The following is a 16,424-nucleotide window of genomic DNA, read 5'->3' on the forward strand; positions in this document are numbered from 1 at the left end:
GAGGAACAACGGGTGTGGTTCTGGTCGGGAGTGATAGCCAGAAACCGCTCGTAGCTGATTGACCAACCGCATGGGTGGGACTGAAAGGGGCGGACCGTTGCACGAACCCCGGTGACGCAAGGGCCGCAACGAAGTGAGGAGCGTCGTTCGAGAGAGCTTCGCTCTCTCGTGATCACGAAAGGCGCGCAGCGCCTTTCGGACGACAGCGAACCGCGGGAGTCCAACGGTCCGGGGCTTTCTGGCTGTCTCAATCGCCGCTGTCGTCGTTTCCACGATAAACTGTCGCGGCCGTTCCTAGCGCGAGTTTCGCAACTACTTTGCGCGCCGACCGCCCGGATGGAGGTATGAAACTCGCCGGTATGGCCAGCAACCGTGGCCGGAACCTTCTGAACATCGCCGACCGCGCGCCGGGCGGCGCGGAGTTCGCCGTCGTCCTGACGAACGACGCCGACGCGCCCGTCCTTGAGGCGGCCGCAGAGCGTGGCATCCCGACCGAGGTCGTAGAGCGCGCCGACGACGAGTCCCGCGAGGCCCACGAGGAGCGAGTCCTCGACGCGCTCTCCGACTACGACTTCGAGTTGGTGACGCTGGACGGGTACATGCGCATCCTGAGCGAGACGTTCATCGAGGGCACGCCCACCACCCTGAACGTCCACCCCTCCTTGCTCCCGAACTTCCCGGGGATGGACACCCACGAGCAGGTCCTGGAGGCGGGCGTCAAGGTCACCGGCTGCACCGTCCACGTCGTCGACGAGACGGTCGACGGCGGCCCCATCGTCACGCAAGAGCCCATCCCGGTCTTCGAGGGCGACGACACGGACGACCTCAAAGAGCGCGTCCTCTACGAGGGCGAGTTCACGGCCTACCCCAGAGTGGTCAAGTGGTTCGCACAGGACCGCATCAGTATCGACTGGGAGTCGGGCACCGTCGACGTCGAGGGCGACGCGGGCGGCTCGTTCCCGGCTCGCCGACTGGTCTCGGACGACCGCGCCGCGGACCTCCGCTACGGGGAGAACCCCCACCAGGACGCCGCGCTGTACGCTGACACGACAGTCTCCGAAGCGAGCGTCGTCCACGCCGACCAGCTCAACGAGGGCGCGAAGGCCCTGAGCTACAACAACTACAACGACGCCGACGGCGCGCTGAACCTCATCAAGGAGTTCGACGAGCCCGCCGCTGCCGTCATCAAACACACCAACCCGGCCGGCTGTGCGACCGCCGACTCCGTCGCGGAGGCCTACGGCAAGGCGCTCTCGACGGACCCGATGAGCGCCTTTGGCGGTATCGTCGCCCTGAACCGCGAGTGTGACACCGCCACCGCCGAGCAGATAATCGACTCGTTCAAGGAGGTCGTCGTCGCACCCGGCTACACCGACGCCGCGCTCGACGTGCTCTTCGAGAAGGAGAACCTCCGTGTTCTGGAGGTCAACGACAACTTCGAGGTGACGGACACGCTCACCGAGAAGCCCCTCGTCGGGGGCTGCCTGGTCCAGGAACGGGATACCCAGCATCTCACCCCCGAGGACCTGGAGGTCGTCACCGAGCGCCAGCCCACCGACGAGCAAATCGACTCGATGCTGTTCGCGTGGCACACCCTCAAACACGTCAAGTCGAACGGCATCCTCTTCGCGAAGGAGACCGAGACGGTCGGCATCGGCATGGGCCAGGTCTCCCGCGTCGACGCCGTCCGACTCGCGGCGATGAAAGCCGACGAACACGCCGAGGGCAAAGACGCCGAGGGCGCTGTGATGGCCTCCGACGCGTTCTTCCCGTTCCCGGACGGCATCGAGGAGGCCGCGAAGGCGGGCATCGAGGCCGTCATCCAGCCCGGCGGCTCCAAGAACGACGAGAGCGTCATCGAGGCCGCCGACGAACACGATATCACGATGGTCATGACCGGTCAGCGGTCTTTCAGACACGACTGAGCGGCCGAACCTCCACGCCGGCCCACCAGCCCTCAGACGGCTCGAAATGGGCAGTGACGGCCCGTACTTTGACTGTGGAACGGTAGCACCCAGCGCGCAAGCCGAGACTACGCTTTTCTGGTCAGACACCCATCAGTTCATCTAGTGTTCCCAATGGCAACAGAATCATCAGCCACCGATTCGATGCAGGCACAGTTACAGCAGGGTGGTATCCTGGGCGGTCTCCTCCTGGCGATACTCGGACTCCTCGCGCTGGTTACCCCGTTTGTCACGGGACTTGCTCTCTCGATTCTGCTCGGGGCAGCGCTGGTCGTCGGCGCGCTGGTCCACGTGGCCGCCGCGTTCTCGGCGAGCGGCGCGCGCAGCGTTGTCTGGCAGGTCCTGCTGGGCGTCGTCTACGGCCTCGTCGGTATCTCGATACTCGCGAACCCGCTGCTCGGGCTGACGACGCTGACCGTTCTGGTCATCGCCTTCTTCGCGGTCGAAGGCGTCGTCCAGCTCGGCTGGGCGGTCACCGGCGCGGGAAGCCGGCTCTGGCTCGGCCTCAGCGGCGCTATCTCCTTGCTGCTCGCGGGGATGCTGCTGGTCGGGTTCCCGGCCACCGCGCTGTGGGCCGTCGGCGTCCTCTTCGGCGTGGACCTGCTGGTCACCGGCGTCTCGATGGCCATGCTCGGCCGCACGGAGGGGGACGTGACCGCCGCGGAAGTGCCCACCGAGACGATGGGCTAGGTCCTCGCGGTCGAAAGAGCCATCCTGTCAGCCTATGAATACGTCTTTATGTCAGACTCCGGCCGCCAGGAGCGCCGACGGCAGCCCGGCGACCGCTCCGAGAGCGGCGCTCCGACCGGTGGACACACGATTCGGGACCGCTTCTCCTCGAACGAGATATTCCAGCGCATCGTCGTGGCGGCCGACGACGAGATCACGGCCCGCCCCCGGAAACTGGTCGCCGGCGGCCTCGCCGCGGGCTTTGCTATCACGGTCACGTTCCTCCTCTATGCGTCGTTGACGGCGAAAACGGACGGAGCCCCGGTCGCGAGCGCGCTGCTGTACCCGCTGGGGTTTGTTTTCATCATTCTGGGCGACTACGAGCTGTACACCGAGAACACGCTCCCGCCGGTGACGCTCGTCCTCGAACGCATCGCCAGCCTGCCAACGCTGGGGCGCATCTGGCTGCTGGTGTTGCTGGGCAACTTCGGCGGCGGCGCGCTGGGTGCGCTGGCCCTCTCCGCGACGGGCGTGCTCTCCTCTGCGTCGGCGACCGCCGCGTCGGGCTTTGCCGAGGAGGCCATCGAGACGGCGTGGTGGACGCTGTTCATGAAAGCGGTGGTCGCCGGGCTCATCGTCGCCGGCGTCGTCTGGGTGGACTACTCGCTCCGGGACGGTATCGGCCGCATCGCCATGGTCTACGTCGCATTCCTCGCGATACCCATCGGGGACCTCTATCACGTCGTGGTCTCCTGGACGGAGATGCTGTATCTCGTCTTCGAGGGCGACCTCGCGCTCGCGGTCGGGGTCTGGGAGTTCGTCGTCCCGGTCCTGCTGGGCAACTCTATCGGCGGGGTCCTGCTGGTGACCGTCGTCAACTACTTCCAGACGACCGAGCGCCGCGTCGCGACCGCCCGGGTCAGCGAGGTGAAACAGCTCTCGGCCCGGGAGTGGCTGCTGGGTGGCGTCGCCGGGGACGAACGGTCCTACGTTCCCAAGCGGGAGGACCGCGAATGAAGTCCAAACTCATTTGCGGTGACATCTGCTAGGTCGACTGTGAGCCTCCTCGCCGATAACCGCCACTGGCTCCTGTTTACCGCCACCGTGCTTTCGGGACTCTCGACTGTCGGCGTCGCCCTCGTCGGCGTCCTCGCCACCGTCTCCGTACTGGTGACCGGCGGGTCGCTGGTGCTGACCGTCGGCGCCTTCCTGCTCGGGACCCTGCTGCTCGGTGGGCTGACACTGGTGTTTGGGGCCGCCCTCCTCTCGACGCTCGCCAGCCGCGCCGCGCCCCCGTCCCTGCCGCGGAACCGACACGTGGCGAACGTCCTCCACGGCCTGGAAGCCGCTGTCCCACCGCTCAGACGGCTCGGGCTGGCCGACCGGTTCGAGCCGACACTCGAGGACCGACGCGCCAGGCTCACACAGCGGTACGTCGACGGTGAGCTCTCGGAACACCAGTTCGAGACGGCACTTTCCGAGCTGCTCGACGAGGAAGAACGCCGTGTGCCGACGGTCGAAGTCGAGCGGGACCGCGAACCCGAGCGCGAGAAAGAGCGGGAGACCTGAACGGCTAGCCTGCGGGTTTTTATCTCGCCCGCACCTCAGCGTAGATATGAGCAAGTTCACGCTGTACCGGGCCGACGTCGACTCGCCACGGCTCGCGCGCGTGCTCGGCAAGGTTCCGGGCATCGCGGTGGGAGGCGAGCGCGAGGCCGACGAGGTGCCGGCCGACGAGGAGACGGAACCGACAGCCACGGACGAGGGCGACGACGACGGCGGGCTCCGCGAGAAGGTACCAATACCGGACACCGATATCGGCGACGGAGAGAAGAGATCAGTCGTGAAGCGCTACGGACTGTTGGGGCTGGGCGTCTCGATGGTCATGCTCGGCGTCGCGACCGTCGGTATCTGGGTGTATCGACGGCGCAACAGCGACGGCGAGTCCGAGACGCCGCCGCCGGCGACGGGCCTCGACAGCGGCGGGCCGACGCCGTCGACGGACGAAACCGAGCTCTCGACGTCCGGGACCGAGTCGACGCCCTCGACGGGCGAAACGGAGCCCTCGCCGTCGATAGTGCGGCCGGACGAACGGGACGAGCCAGCACAGGAGCCAAAGGGCCGAACCGAAGGCGACCGTTCGGACGTGGAGTGGGAGCCAAGAGACACGGCGCCGGCCGGCGAGGCGGAGACCACCGATGAATCCGCGGTGGACGATTCCACGGGGCCGGAGACCGACGACGAACCGCGCCCGACCGAATCGGTCGACGCCGCGCCGCTGCTGGGGGCCGCCTTCCTCGCGGTCAGCGGCGCGGTGGTGAAGTGGCTGCAGTCCGGCGACGAGAGATAATACGGACTGGTATCGTCCCGTTTTGCCAGGTCATCGGGAAACAGCGAACAGGTAGGTCCGACAGCCTAAAGCGGACGGCTACGGAACTGCGGGCATGGAGTTCCACGAGGCCGCGAACTTCCTCTTCGAGTTGCGCCGGTTCGACTCCCGGGCCGGCACCGACGCCACGCGGGCGCTGCTGTCGTCGCTGGGCGACCCACAGACGGGACCCAGCTGCGTGCAGATAGCCGGCTCCAACGGCAAGGGGTCGACGGCCCGGATGGTCGAGCGGGCGCTCCGGGAGGCCGGCCTCGACGTCGGCCTCTACACCTCGCCGCATCTGGACGACGTCCGCGAGCGAATCAGGGTCAACGGCCGCAAGGTCCCTGAGGCCGCCGTCGTCGAGTTCGTCGAGACCGCTCGCGAGTACATCACCGGCGAGAGTGCGGCCGGCGAGTCGCCCACCTTCTTCGAGACGCTAACTGCCTTCGCCTTCTGGGAGTTCGACCGCCAGGACGTCGACGTCGCCGTCCTGGAGGTCGGCATCGGCGGGAAGTACGACGCCACCAGCGTCGTTTCCCCGGTCGCCAGCGCGGTGACGAGCGTCACGCTCGAACACACGCACATCCTCGGCGACACCGTCGAGGAGATAGCGACGGACAAGGCCCACGTCGCGCCCGTCGACCGGCCGCTGGTGACCGGCGCGACGGGCGGCGCACTCGCCGCGGTGCGCGAGCAGGCCGGCGACGTCGTCACCGTCGGCGACGGGAGCGACGGCGACCCCGACGTGCGGGTACGCTACGGCGGGCGCGAGGGGCTGGAGGCCGCCGTCGACATCGAGGGCCCCGACTGGGCCGTCGACACCCACCTGCCCCTGCTGGGCGAGCACCAGGCCCACAACGCGGGTATCGCCGCGACGCTGGTCCGACAGGTCGCCGATGTCGCGGGGACCGATATCTCACAGGCAGATATCGAGCGCGGCCTGCGAAACGCCCACTGGCCGGGCCGGTTCGAGGTGATGGGCGATTCGCCGCTCGTCGTCCTCGACGGCGCCCACAACCCGGGCGGGCTCAAACGGACGATGGAGACCCTTTCCGACTTCGAGTACGACGACCTCCACGTCGTCCTCGGCGCGATGGTCGACAAGGACCACGCGGCCATCGCGGCCGAACTCACAGCGGCCGACCACGCCGTCGCCTGTCGACCCAACGTGGGCCGCGCGGAGTCGCCCGACGTACTGGCCGAGGCGCTCCGCGGGGCGACCGACACCGAGGTCGAGACCCGATCGGACGTGGCCGGCGCGCTGGGAATCGCCCTCGACGCTGCCGGGCCGGGCGACGCCGTCCTCGTGACGGGGTCGCTCTACGCGGTCCGCGAGGCCCGCACCCGGTGGGCCCGCGCGATGGTGCCCAAAGACGTCGATTCGATTCCCGAGGCGAAAGCCACCATCGAGGCCGCCCACGTCACGAAAGCCGGCGCGTGGCGGATGCGCGGAAAGGCCGTCCATCGGGTCCTCCGGACACGCGTCCAGCCCCGCCAGGCGCAGTATCTCAAGGAAGAACTGCTGTCACTGGGCGGGGAGTGTGCCGTCTCCGGGCTGAACGACCAGGACGAGGAACGGGTCGACTGCGTGCTGATGGGGACGATGGCCCAGTTCAAACGACTCGCGGACAAGCTCGACGGCCAGCCCTACGGCCTCTCGACCTTTTCGGATGAACTCCGCGAGGCACTCGACATCCAGCAGCCCGCTGTCACGAGTGACTACCCCTGGAGTGACGGCCCCGCGGTGATGGGCATCCTGAACGTCACACCGGATTCGTTCCACGACGGCGGGGAGTACAACGCAATCGAGGACGCCGTGGCACGCGCCGAACAGATGGTCGCCGACGGCGCCGACATCCTCGACATCGGCGGCGAGTCGACCAGACCGGGGGCAGACCCGGTGCCGGTCACGGCGGAGATCGACCGCGTCGTCCCGGTCGTCGAGGCGCTGTCTGACGTCGACGTGGCCATCTCCGTCGACACCCGGAAAGCCGAGGTTGCCCGCGCGGCCCTCGACGCCGGAGCGGACATCCTCAACGACGTGTCGGGACTCGAGGACCCCGAGATGCGGCTGGTCGCCGCCGAGTACGACGTGCCCGTCGTCGTGATGCACTCAATCAACACGCCCGTCGACCCCGACAGCGACATCCACTACGACGACGTGGTCGGCGACGTCATCGACGAGCTGACCGAGCGCGTCCTGCTGGCCGAGAAGGCGGGGCTGGACCGCGAGCAGATTCTCGTCGACCCCGGCATCGGCTTCGGGAAATCGCCCGCCGAGAGCTTCGAACTGCTCGACCGCATCGGCGAGTTCCGGGCCCTTGGCTGTCCGATACTGGTCGGTCACTCCCACAAGTCGCTGTTCGGGTTCGTCGGTGAGCAGCCCGGCGACTGCCTGGAGGCGACAATCGCGGGGACGACCATCGCCACCGAGCGGGGCGCCGACGTGATACGGGTCCACGACGTGGCCGAGAACGTGGCCGCGGTCAACGTCGCGCAGGCGGCCCGCGACCCCGACGAGTTCGACGGGTAACGGGGGCGTTACCCGATAGTGAGCAGTTCGTACCCATCGTCGGCCAGCCGTGCCACCGCCGGGGCGTGTGTCATCTCGTCGCTGAGGAGGTCGATGCCCGAGTTCTCGCAGGCCTCCGTGGCGTCGAAGGCGTTGGCACAGTAACCACAGGCCCCGGCAAGCAGGCCGAGGTCGCGAATCCGCTCCCAGTCGTGGGCGAAGGGCAGGTCGGGGTTCTCGGCGAAGGCCCCCGGCCACTTCGTGGCTTGCCCGTCGAGGAACATCTTGACCTCGTAGCCGGCGTCGGCGAACTCCAGCGCGTAGGTGAACGCGTTGTTGGCGACGGGCGCGTCGTCCGGCCCGGCGGCAAGCAGTATCGCGTACTTCTGTTCCGTGTCCGACTCCTCGCCGGTCCCAAGTACCGTATTCAGCACACCCATTGTGTATGGTAACCTGATATCGAAAGTACATCAACCACCCTCGGTCGTGCGCGACTTGCCCACGACCGCGCTACTCCGTCTTCGGTTCCACGGCGTGGGCCTCCTGTTCGGTGACCTGGATGCCCTTCGAGGCGAGGTGGCGCATCTGCCGGCGGACGAAGTCCTCCTCTGTGGTCCCGCGGGTCGCCAGCACGACCATCCGGGCGTCCCCGGCGGGCCGCATCGTCCGGCCGGCCCGCTGGGCGCCCTGGCGTCGAGACCCGCCGAGTCCCGACGCGACGACGGCGAGTTCGGCGTCTGGCAGGTCGATACCTTCGTCGCCGACCCGTGAGACGACCAGCGTGTCCTGCTCGCCCCGGCGGAACGCGTCGAACAGTCGTTCGCGTTCGGCGTGGCGCGTCTCGCCGCTGACGAAGGGCGCGTCGATGGCCTCGCTGATGGCTTTCCCGTCGTCCAGATACTCGACGAAGACCAGCGCCTTCGCCGCCGGATGTTCGGCGAGCGTGTAGCGTATCTCGTCTATCTTCCCGGTATTCCCGGCCGCAGCCTGCCGGCGGTCGTGGCCCGACGTGGCGGCGTACTCCGTGCGTTCGTCGTCGCTCCCCCACGGGACCAGCCGAATTTCGACCTCCGGCTCGGCGACATACCCCTCGTCGAAGAGCTTCCCCCAGTCGGTGCCGATAGGCGGGCCGACGAGCGTGAAAATCTCCTCCTCGTCGTCGGACTCGCGGGTCGGCGTAGCCGTGAGTCCGAGCCGGTGTTTGGTCTGCAAATCGGCGCTCCGGCGGTAGATGGGCGCCGGCACGTGGTGGACCTCGTCGAAGACGACGAGCCCCCACTTGCGCTGGTCGAACAGCTTCCGGTGACGGTCCATGCCGGCGGTCCGATACGTTGCAATCGTCACCGGCCGAATAGATTTCTCGCCGCCGTGGTACTCGCCGATGTCGTCGTCTGTCAGCGTGGTGTGGCGCACCAGTTCGTCGCGCCACTGGGTGGCTAATTCTCTCGACGGCACCAGAATCAGCGTCTCCCCGCCGACGGCGGCCATCGCACCCATCGCCGCCACGGTCTTGCCCGATCCCGGCGGGCCGACGAAGACGCCCGAGCCCTGCTCGGTGAAGCGCTCGACCCAGTCGGCCTGGTAGTCCCGAAGGCGCAGGCGCAGTTCCATCTCCAGGGGTTCGCCGCTGGCCAGCTCGCGGTCGTCACGCACCGGGTAGCCGGCCTCGTACAGCGTGCGCTTGACCTGGGCCGTGGCGTCGGCGTCGACCCAGGACTCCGAGTCGGAGATGGGCGCCCGCAACAGGTCGTCGTCGAGTTTCGGCCGAGCGACGTTGCCCATCAGCTCGTCGCTCTCGGCCTCGAGGACGACGTAGCCGTCCTCGTGGGTGTAGAGCCGGAACTTCCGGGCCCGCTCCCACTGGCTCGTCACCCACTCCTCCAGATGTGCGGAGCGCTCGCCCAGCACGTCCCGCATGGTGGCGAGCAGGTCCTCGAGGGTCTCGTGTGGCGCGGCCCAGATGTCGGCCTCGCGAAGCTCGTAGACGTAGCCGCCCGAGCGGTTGCTGTCCCCCAGACGGGCGAACTGCGAGAGCTGTGCGCGGGTGAACTGGTCGGGGTGTTCGACGACGACTTCGCGACGGTCCGGGAAGAGGATGACACGCTCGCGGTCGGTCACCTCGGCCACGTCGGTCGGATACCACACCGACTCGACGCCCGAGACGTCCTGGCGCTGTATCTCGCCGTCCTCGGCGAGCGTTTCGAGCGACGTTCTGGCCTCGTCGGGCGTCAGGTCGGCCTTCCGGGAGAGCTCAGTCGCCGTCAGATGCGGGCGGCCCACGGCGTCGATAGCGTCGTACACCGCGTCGAGTTCGACCAGGGGCTCGTCGTCGGTGTCTGCAGACTCCTCAGTGGTCACTACGACTGTCTGGGTGCCAGAGCGGCAAACGGGTTTCGTCTGGTCTCGTCGCCGGGCGGCCGACCCAGAGAGATTTCACCGTCGCTCGACAACGGTCTGGTGTGCCCGACCTGACACTGCGAAATCCCTGGGTTTTCACGACCGTGAACACCCTCGCCTGGGTCATCGTCTGGGGCGCAATCCAGCTGGTACTCCTCGATGGCGGGCTGTTCGAAGCGGTACTGCAGGCCGGGCTGGCCGGCATTGCGTTCTCTGTCCTCTATCTGTATCTTCGGTAGGTTAGAACAGCCCGTGCTCGTCGACCAGCCGCTCGTACAGGTCCGCGTACTGCCCGACGACCGCGCCGTGGTCGTACTCGGCCAGGGACTCGTCGAGGGTGCGGTGGTCCATCCCCGCGGACTCGACGATTGCGTCGGCTATCTCCTGGGGCGTCGTCACGCGGAAGTCCCGGTCGCGGTGTTCGACAAGTTCGTGGGCGCTCGATTCGGTCTGATACTCGACGACGGCGATACAGCCACAGGAAAGCGCCCACAGCAGTTCCGTCGCGAAGTGCTCGCGCCAGGCCGTCTGGACGAACACGTGGGCGCCCTTGTAGATGGCCAGCCGCTGCTCGCGGTCACACGCCCCGGCGAAGGTCACCCGGTCGTCGATGCGGAGGTCGGCGGCCTCCTGCTCGTAGGTCTCGCGTTTGGGCCCGTCACCGATTATCGTCGCCGACCACCCCTGCTGTCGGAGTTCGGCCAGCCCTAAAAATAGCGACTCGACGTTGGCGCTGTCGTCCAGCGGGTGGGCGTACACCACGTCGACCTCCTCGGCCGGGTCGACCTCGCGTACGAGCTCCATGTCGATGCTCTGGGGGATGACCGTCGTCAGGTCGCTGTCGGCGCCGGCCTCCCACAGCCGCGTCTGGACGAGCTCCGAGGGGGTAACAAACTGGTCGGCACCGCCAATCGCCCGGTCCGACACCGGCGCCTCGTGGTCGCCGTACCACTCGACGACCAGCGGCGCCCGGGCGAGTTTGGCGCCCGCGTTGGCCGCCCGCAACACCGACGACGGCGTCGGGAAGGCGTGGACCACGTCGGGGCGGTACTTCGCCAGCAGCGCCGGCAACCGCGTGCAGAAAGAGGGTTCCGCGGGCTCGACAGTGACCCCGCGATAGCTCACCTCGTCGGGCTCGAACTGCGTGGCGTTGCCGCCCCACCACTGAGCACAGAAGACAGACACCTCGTGGCCGGCCGCGGACAGCGTCTCCGCGAGCCGCTCGAGGTGACGCCGCCCCTCCGTGTCCCGGTGGTGGCTCGTCTCCATGACGACGACCGCGACGCGCATATCCGACCCGATGACGGCGGCGCTGAAAAACCCACCCCATCGCAGTAACCGGTGGCGTAGTAGCTGCCAGCAGCTGTTCAACCGAGCCCGCCGCCCTCTTTCTGGTTGTACTCGTTCCCGGGCCCACCCGTTCGATTCCCCGGAAAACGTTTTGCACCCCCCAGTACTGCTAGGGAGCGTGTACGACCTCGAACGGTATCTCAACGTCCGGAGCGCCTACGGCGCGTCGATTGGGCCCGACGGCCGGCTGGCGTTCCTGTTGAACACGACCGGGGTAGGGCAGATATGGACGCTCGACGAACCCGGCGGGTGGCCCGAACAGCGAACGTTCTACGACGAGCCCGTCGGCTTCGTTTCCTACTCGCCGACGCGGCCTGAACTCGTCTTCGGCATGGACGAGGGCGGCAACGAACGCACGCAGCTGTACCGACTCGACGACGACGGCACCGTCACCGAACTGACGGGGATGCCCGACGCGAAACACCGCTGGGGCGGCTGGGGGCCCGACGGTGACCGCTTTGCCTTCGCCTCGAACCGCCGGGACGAAGCGGTGTTCGACGTGTACGTCCAGGCCCGCGACGCGACCGGCGACGAGGCCGAGCTGGTGTACGAGGGCGACGGCTGGTTCACCGTCAGCGGCGTCTCGCCGGCGGGCGACAAACTGGCCATCAGCGAGGCCCACTCGAGCTTCGACCAGGACGTCTACGTCCTCGATATCGAGTCCGGCGAACGCACGCACCTGACACCACACGAAGGCGACGTGCGGTATTCCAGCGTCTCCTGGGGTCCGGAGGGGGACGCGCTGTATCTCGTGACCGACGCCGAGAGCGACACCCTCGAACTCGCGCGGCTCTCGCTGTCGGGCGAGCTCGAGGTCGTCCGCGAGGGCGGCGGGTGGAACATCGACGGCGTCGCTATCGACCAGGACAGCGGCCGGCTCGCCTACTCGCAGAACATCGAAGGGTACAACCAGCTCAACGTCGGCGAGCTCGTCGGGCCAACGAGTATCAGTGAGTTCCCCGTCCCCGACCTCCCCGGCGGGCTGGCCGGCGGCGTTGCCTGGGGCCCCGACGCTGACCGCTTCGCCGTCAGCGTCACCGGGCGCACCGTCAACACGAACGTCTTCGTCGTCGACACCGCCACGGGCGACGCCGAGCAGTGGACCCACGCCGCGACTGCGGGCATCCCGCGGGAGACCTTCGTCGAACCCGAGGTCGTCCGGTTCGAGAGCTTCGACGGGCGGTCGATTCCGGCCCTCTTCTCGCTGCCGCCCGGGGCCGGCGAGGACGGCGACACACCAGTCATCGTCGACATCCACGGCGGGCCCGAGAGCCAGCGGCGACCCTCCTTCGCCGGCCTCACACAGTATTTCCTCTCGCGGGGGTACGCCGTCCTGGAGCCGAACGTGCGAGGCTCGACGGGCTACGGGAAGGCCTACACGCATCTCGACGACGTGGAGAAGCGGATGGACTCGGTGAAAGACCTGCGGGCAGGCGTCGAGTGGCTCCACGACCACCCCGCAGCCGACCCCGAGCGCATCGTCGCGATGGGCGGCTCCTACGGCGGGTTCATGGTGCTCGCGGCGCTGACCGAGTACCCCGACCTCTGGGCGGCCGGGGTCGACGTGGTCGGTATCGCGAACTTCGTCACGTTCCTCGAGAACACGGGCGAGTGGCGCCGCGAACTGCGCGAAGCCGAGTACGGCTCGCTCGCCGAGGACCGCGACTTTCTCGAATCAATCTCGCCCATCAGCCGGGCCGACCGTATCACGGCGCCGCTTTTCGTCCTCCACGGCGCGAACGACCCGCGGGTCCCGGTCGGCGAGGCCGAGCAAATCGCAGCGGAGGTCGAGTCCCACGGGGTCCCCGTCGAGCTGAAAATCTTCGACGACGAGGGCCACGGCATCAGCAAACGGGAGAACCGAATCGAGGCCTACACCCGCGTCGTCGACTTCCTCGACGAACACGTCTAGACAAGGACCGTATCTCCGAATCAGCGCCGCTACCGCCCCACAGGGCGTTTTCTGAGGGAGAAAACGAGTGGCTGGGTTTATACGCATGCGTGGTAACCAACTGGCATGGACGTAGCCAGCCGTTCTCGGTCACGAGTCGAGGAGCGCTTGACTCGACTCGAGGAGGAGTTCGGCACGCCGGAGGTCACGCAGACGACCTTCGAGGTGGGGGCACAACGGTACCAGCGGTCGCTCGAACGGTCACGCGACGGGCAGCTCGACGTTCGGGCGGTGGTCAGAGACGACGACGGCGCCGTGCTGTTACGGGAGGGCGACGGGGAGTGGGTGGTCCCGCGCGGCCAGACCCGACCCGACGAACGTCTCGGGGAAGCGGTCAGGCGCATCGTCAGAGAGGCCGCCGACGTGGACTGTCGGGTGACCGACGCCGTCTGTGCAAATATCCACGGCATCCGCAACGAGGACGACGAGTCCGCGTCGACGGTGTACCGGCTGAGCGTCGTGTTCACGGCCGACGTCGTCGACTCCTCGGAGCCCAGCGGGGAGTCGGTGCGCTGGGACGCCGAGGTCGACGCGGTCGGCGAACTCGTGTAGCTGCGGTCTCCGACGACCGCGCTAGACGACCCCTGTGACAGTCGCCGCCTCGATGGCCGCTTCTTCGCTCATCCCGTCGCCCAGTATCGTGTAGCGGTCCCGAATCTCGTGGGCCGTCGTCAGCGCCTCGATGACAGTGTCGCGGTCGATGTCCAGGTCCGCCGCCGTAGTTGGTGCGCCGATGGCCGCGAGCGCGTCGCGCACGTCGCGCCAGCGACCCTGCGGGCCGGTGTGGAGGTACTCAGTCATGACGGCGCCGACGCCGACCTGGTGGCCGTGCAGCGCCGCGCCCGGTGCGATACGGTCAAGCTGGTGGGAAAAGAGGTGTTCCGCACCGCTGGCGGGCCGGGAGGAGCCGGCGATAGACATCGCGACGCCCGAGGAGACGAGCGCTTTCACCACAATCCACGACGACTCCTCTAAGTTACGCTTGATGGAGTCGGCGTTCTCGACGAGCATCTCGGCGGTCATCTGGGAGAGCGCGCCGGCGTACTCGGAGTAGGGGACGTTCTTGAGCCGGTGGGCCAGCTCCCAGTCACGAACGGCGGTGTAGTTCGAGATGATATCGGCACAGCCCGCCGTCGTCAGCCGCCAGGGGGCCTCCGAGAGGACTTCCGTGTCCGCGACGACCGCAAGCGGCGGCTCGGCGGCGACGCTGTGGCGGGTGTCTTTCTCGGGGACTGACCCGCGGCCCGAGACGATTCCGTCGTGGCTTGCCGCCGTGGGAACGGAGACAAAGCCCTTGCCGATGTGGTCGGCGGCCATCTTCGTGATGTCGATGGCCTTCCCGCCGCCGACGCCCAGCAGGAAGCCGGCGTCGACGTCCTCGGCGTGAGCGATGACCTTCTGGACGGCGTCGAAGCTGGCCTCCTCGACGATGATGTGATCCGGGTCGTACCCCGCGTCGGCGAACTGGTCGATGACACGCTGGCCGGCGACCTCGTGGGGTGTCGGGCTGGAGACCACCAGCGGCCGCCCGGTGAGGTGGAGCTCCTCGACGGCGTCCAGTGTCTCCGAGAGGACGCCGTGGCCCACCACGACGTTTCGCGGCAGACGTATCCACGTCGATTTGTCGAACATACTCTCACTCCTCGCCGTGGTGGGAAAACGGTTTGTCCTCATACTGCCGGCTGTACGTTCGTGAAAATATTCGCCATCCCCGGGTGGCGAATTATTTGAGTGTGTGACAGCCGGCAGTATCAGCCGATGGGGACAGACATATTGGTAAACATGAAATTCACTAATGCTGATAAGTTTTATGTGATTTTATCGTGCTAGTTACTGACGCAACGGCAGCGTCGATAAACGACCGCTCGTACGGTCGGTCGTCACGATTTGTCGCGCCGACCGCGCGATTGCGTGCGGTCGTGGCAGACGACGTGGGACCGACCGTCTCATCCGACCGAAACCATGGCTGGCAAACACACGCGACTGACTGCTGGTGAACCGGCGTTCGACCACCACGACCCCGGCGACCGAGACGGAGCGCGCCACCGAGCGCTGCCGACCCGGTCGGCACGACCCCGTGCGGGAGCGGGCCCGACCGTGCCTGGAGGTGACCGTCGATGGTAGGGAGCGTGCTCCAGGTTCCGATTCTCGGCATCAGTGTCGTGGAGTTTCTCGTCCTCCTCATCGCCTCCTTCGCCGGCGGCGCGTTCGGTGCGGCCCTCGGGGCGCTTCCGGCCTTCATCTTCACCGGGTTCATGGTCATCGCCGGGGAGGCCATCAACATCCTGACGGCACAGCTCGGCACCGTCGCGGGGATTCCCACCGGCGACGTCGCCCCGAACGTCACCGGACTGGTCGCCTTCGGCCCCGTCTTCGGCCCGCACATCGCCTTCGCCGGCGGAGCCGCGGCGACCGCCTACGCCGCGAGCAAGGGCAAGATGGACACCGGCTTCGACTACCACGAGGGGAAGAATATCCTCTATGCGTTCGGAACGGAGCCGGACATCCTCCTCGTCGGCGGTATCTTCGGCATCCTCGGGATGTTCATCCGTCAGATTTCTGGCGGGCTGGCCCTGCCCTGGGACCCGATTGCGATGGGCGTCACGCTCTCGGCTGTCGCCCACCGACTCGCCTTCGGCTTCCCCCTTGTGGGCGAGGCCCGCGGCGACGGCCTCTTCGACATGAGCCCGTTCGCCCGCGGTGATATGCGGACCTCGGCAGCGGGCGGCGACGTCGCGGCCGACGGCGGCGTCGAGGAGAGTCGACTCGCCGTCGAGCCGTGGCTCCCCCACCAGTACAAGTGGTCCGGCGTCGCCCTGCTCGGACTCACCGTCGGTATCCTCGGTGCGTACATCGCCCTGGTGACCGAGAGCTTCTTCCTCGGCTTTGGCATCAGCGCGGCCTCGCTACTGTTCCTGAACCTGGGCGTCGAGAAGATACCGGTGACACACCACATCACCCTCCCGGCGAGCACGGCGGCATTGATACTGGGGACGGGGCCCGACGCCTTGCTGGCGCTTGTCGTCGGGGCCATCTTCGGCGTCTACGGTGCGCTGGCCGGCGAGGTGCACCAGCGCATCTTCTACGCCCACAGCGACACCCACTGGGACCCGCCGGCGGCCTCTATCGTCGTGACAACCTTTACAATCGCTGTCCTGGCGCTTCTCGGTATCTTCCCGGACAGCGGCTGGGTGCCCCTGCCGGTCTAAC

14 protein-coding genes are annotated in these 16,424 nt (G+C 67.5%); 10 read left to right on the plus strand and 4 right to left on the minus strand.

Annotation, left to right across the window (positions count from 1 at the left end):
• The first annotated feature begins 344 nt into the window (after positions 1–344).
• The 6 genes from purH to folP all read left to right on the plus strand — a co-directional run bounded on the left by purH (position 345) and on the right by folP (position 7,537).
• Positions 345–1,925 (plus strand): bifunctional phosphoribosylaminoimidazolecarboxamide formyltransferase/IMP cyclohydrolase, encoded by a 1,581-nt coding sequence (gene purH, locus P1K32_RS03965; protein WP_276251416.1) that lies wholly within the window; start codon positions 345–347, stop codon positions 1,923–1,925.
• Between the two features lie 153 nt (positions 1,926–2,078).
• Positions 2,079–2,654: an HdeD family acid-resistance protein gene (locus P1K32_RS03970; protein WP_276251417.1), complete on the plus strand. Its 576-nt coding sequence runs from the start codon at positions 2,079–2,081 to the stop codon at positions 2,652–2,654.
• A gap of 48 nt (positions 2,655–2,702) precedes the next feature.
• The gene (locus P1K32_RS03975; RefSeq protein WP_276251418.1) at positions 2,703–3,650 is read left to right on the plus strand and encodes a formate/nitrite transporter family protein; all 948 of its coding nucleotides are present in this window, start codon (positions 2,703–2,705) and stop codon (positions 3,648–3,650) included.
• A 39-nt stretch (positions 3,651–3,689) separates the two neighbouring features.
• Positions 3,690–4,202 carry a hypothetical protein gene (locus tag P1K32_RS03980; RefSeq protein WP_276251419.1) on the plus strand — a complete coding sequence of 171 codons (513 nt, stop codon included), beginning with the start codon at positions 3,690–3,692 and terminating at the stop codon, positions 4,200–4,202.
• Positions 4,203–4,248: 46 nt separating this feature from the next.
• Complete coding sequence (locus P1K32_RS03985) at positions 4,249–4,983, plus strand: hypothetical protein (RefSeq protein WP_276251420.1); 735 nt, start codon at positions 4,249–4,251, stop codon at positions 4,981–4,983.
• Between the two features lie 94 nt (positions 4,984–5,077).
• Positions 5,078–7,537: a dihydropteroate synthase gene (folP, locus tag P1K32_RS03990; RefSeq protein WP_276251421.1), complete on the plus strand. Its 2,460-nt coding sequence runs from the start codon at positions 5,078–5,080 to the stop codon at positions 7,535–7,537.
• 8 nt (positions 7,538–7,545) lie between these two features.
• Here folP and P1K32_RS03995 read toward each other — a convergent pair whose 3' ends face one another.
• Both P1K32_RS03995 and P1K32_RS04000 read right to left on the minus strand, forming a co-directional pair.
• A complete protein-coding gene (locus P1K32_RS03995) occupies positions 7,546–7,956 on the minus strand; it encodes a DsrE family protein (protein ID WP_276251422.1) in 411 nt (136 codons plus the stop codon).
• 70 nt (positions 7,957–8,026) lie between these two features.
• On the minus strand, positions 8,027–9,874 hold the full coding sequence (locus tag P1K32_RS04000; protein WP_276251423.1) for a DEAD/DEAH box helicase: 1,848 nt from the start codon (positions 9,872–9,874) through the stop codon (positions 8,027–8,029).
• Between the two features lie 101 nt (positions 9,875–9,975).
• On the opposite strand from P1K32_RS04000, the gene P1K32_RS04005 reads away from it, so the two are divergent.
• Positions 9,976–10,152 carry a hypothetical protein gene (locus P1K32_RS04005; protein WP_276251424.1) on the plus strand — a complete coding sequence of 59 codons (177 nt, stop codon included), beginning with the start codon at positions 9,976–9,978 and terminating at the stop codon, positions 10,150–10,152.
• Position 10,153: 1 nt separating this feature from the next.
• On the opposite strand, the gene P1K32_RS04010 is transcribed toward P1K32_RS04005, so the two are convergent.
• Complete coding sequence (locus P1K32_RS04010; RefSeq protein ID WP_276251425.1) at positions 10,154–11,203, minus strand: glycosyltransferase family 4 protein; 1,050 nt, start codon at positions 11,201–11,203, stop codon at positions 10,154–10,156.
• A 178-nt stretch (positions 11,204–11,381) separates the two neighbouring features.
• On the opposite strand from P1K32_RS04010, the gene P1K32_RS04015 reads away from it, so the two are divergent.
• Both P1K32_RS04015 and P1K32_RS04020 read left to right on the plus strand, forming a co-directional pair.
• A complete protein-coding gene (locus tag P1K32_RS04015) occupies positions 11,382–13,175 on the plus strand; it encodes a S9 family peptidase (RefSeq protein WP_276251426.1) in 1,794 nt (597 codons plus the stop codon).
• A gap of 105 nt (positions 13,176–13,280) precedes the next feature.
• A complete protein-coding gene (locus P1K32_RS04020; protein ID WP_276251427.1) occupies positions 13,281–13,766 on the plus strand; it encodes an NUDIX domain-containing protein in 486 nt (161 codons plus the stop codon).
• Positions 13,767–13,787: 21 nt separating this feature from the next.
• Here P1K32_RS04020 and P1K32_RS04025 read toward each other — a convergent pair whose 3' ends face one another.
• Complete coding sequence (locus P1K32_RS04025) at positions 13,788–14,846, minus strand: NAD(P)-dependent glycerol-1-phosphate dehydrogenase (RefSeq protein WP_276251428.1); 1,059 nt, start codon at positions 14,844–14,846, stop codon at positions 13,788–13,790.
• Positions 14,847–15,331: 485 nt separating this feature from the next.
• Here P1K32_RS04025 and P1K32_RS04030 point away from each other — a divergent pair, with 485 nt between their 5' ends.
• Entirely contained in the window at positions 15,332–16,423 is a 1,092-nt protein-coding gene (locus P1K32_RS04030; RefSeq protein WP_276251429.1) for a DUF7973 family transport facilitator, read from the plus strand.
• Position 16,424: the final 1 nt, after the last annotated feature.

This window comes from Haloarcula rara (assembly GCF_029338235.1).
GTDB classification, from domain to species: Archaea; Halobacteriota; Halobacteria; order Halobacteriales; family Haloarculaceae; genus Haloarcula; species Haloarcula rara.

Bases quoted from the DNA above. Each gene is read 5' to 3' on its own strand.
- purH (WP_276251416.1), top strand. From the start codon at position 345: ATGAAACTCGCCGGTATGGCCAGCAACCGTGGCCGGAACCTTCTGAAC.
- P1K32_RS03970 (WP_276251417.1), top strand. From the start codon at position 2,079: ATGGCAACAGAATCATCAGCCACCGATTCGATGCAGGCACAGTTACAG.
- P1K32_RS03975 (WP_276251418.1), top strand. From the start codon at position 2,703: ATGTCAGACTCCGGCCGCCAGGAGCGCCGACGGCAGCCCGGCGACCGC.
- P1K32_RS03985 (WP_276251420.1), top strand. From the start codon at position 4,249: ATGAGCAAGTTCACGCTGTACCGGGCCGACGTCGACTCGCCACGGCTC.
- folP (WP_276251421.1), top strand. From the start codon at position 5,078: ATGGAGTTCCACGAGGCCGCGAACTTCCTCTTCGAGTTGCGCCGGTTC.
- P1K32_RS03995 (WP_276251422.1), bottom strand. From the start codon at position 7,956: ATGGGTGTGCTGAATACGGTACTTGGGACCGGCGAGGAGTCGGACACG.
- P1K32_RS04010 (WP_276251425.1), bottom strand. From the start codon at position 11,203: ATGCGCGTCGCGGTCGTCGTCATGGAGACGAGCCACCACCGGGACACG.
- P1K32_RS04020 (WP_276251427.1), top strand. From the start codon at position 13,281: ATGGACGTAGCCAGCCGTTCTCGGTCACGAGTCGAGGAGCGCTTGACT.
- P1K32_RS04025 (WP_276251428.1), bottom strand. From the start codon at position 14,846: ATGTTCGACAAATCGACGTGGATACGTCTGCCGCGAAACGTCGTGGTG.
- P1K32_RS04030 (WP_276251429.1), top strand. From the start codon at position 15,332: ATGGTAGGGAGCGTGCTCCAGGTTCCGATTCTCGGCATCAGTGTCGTG.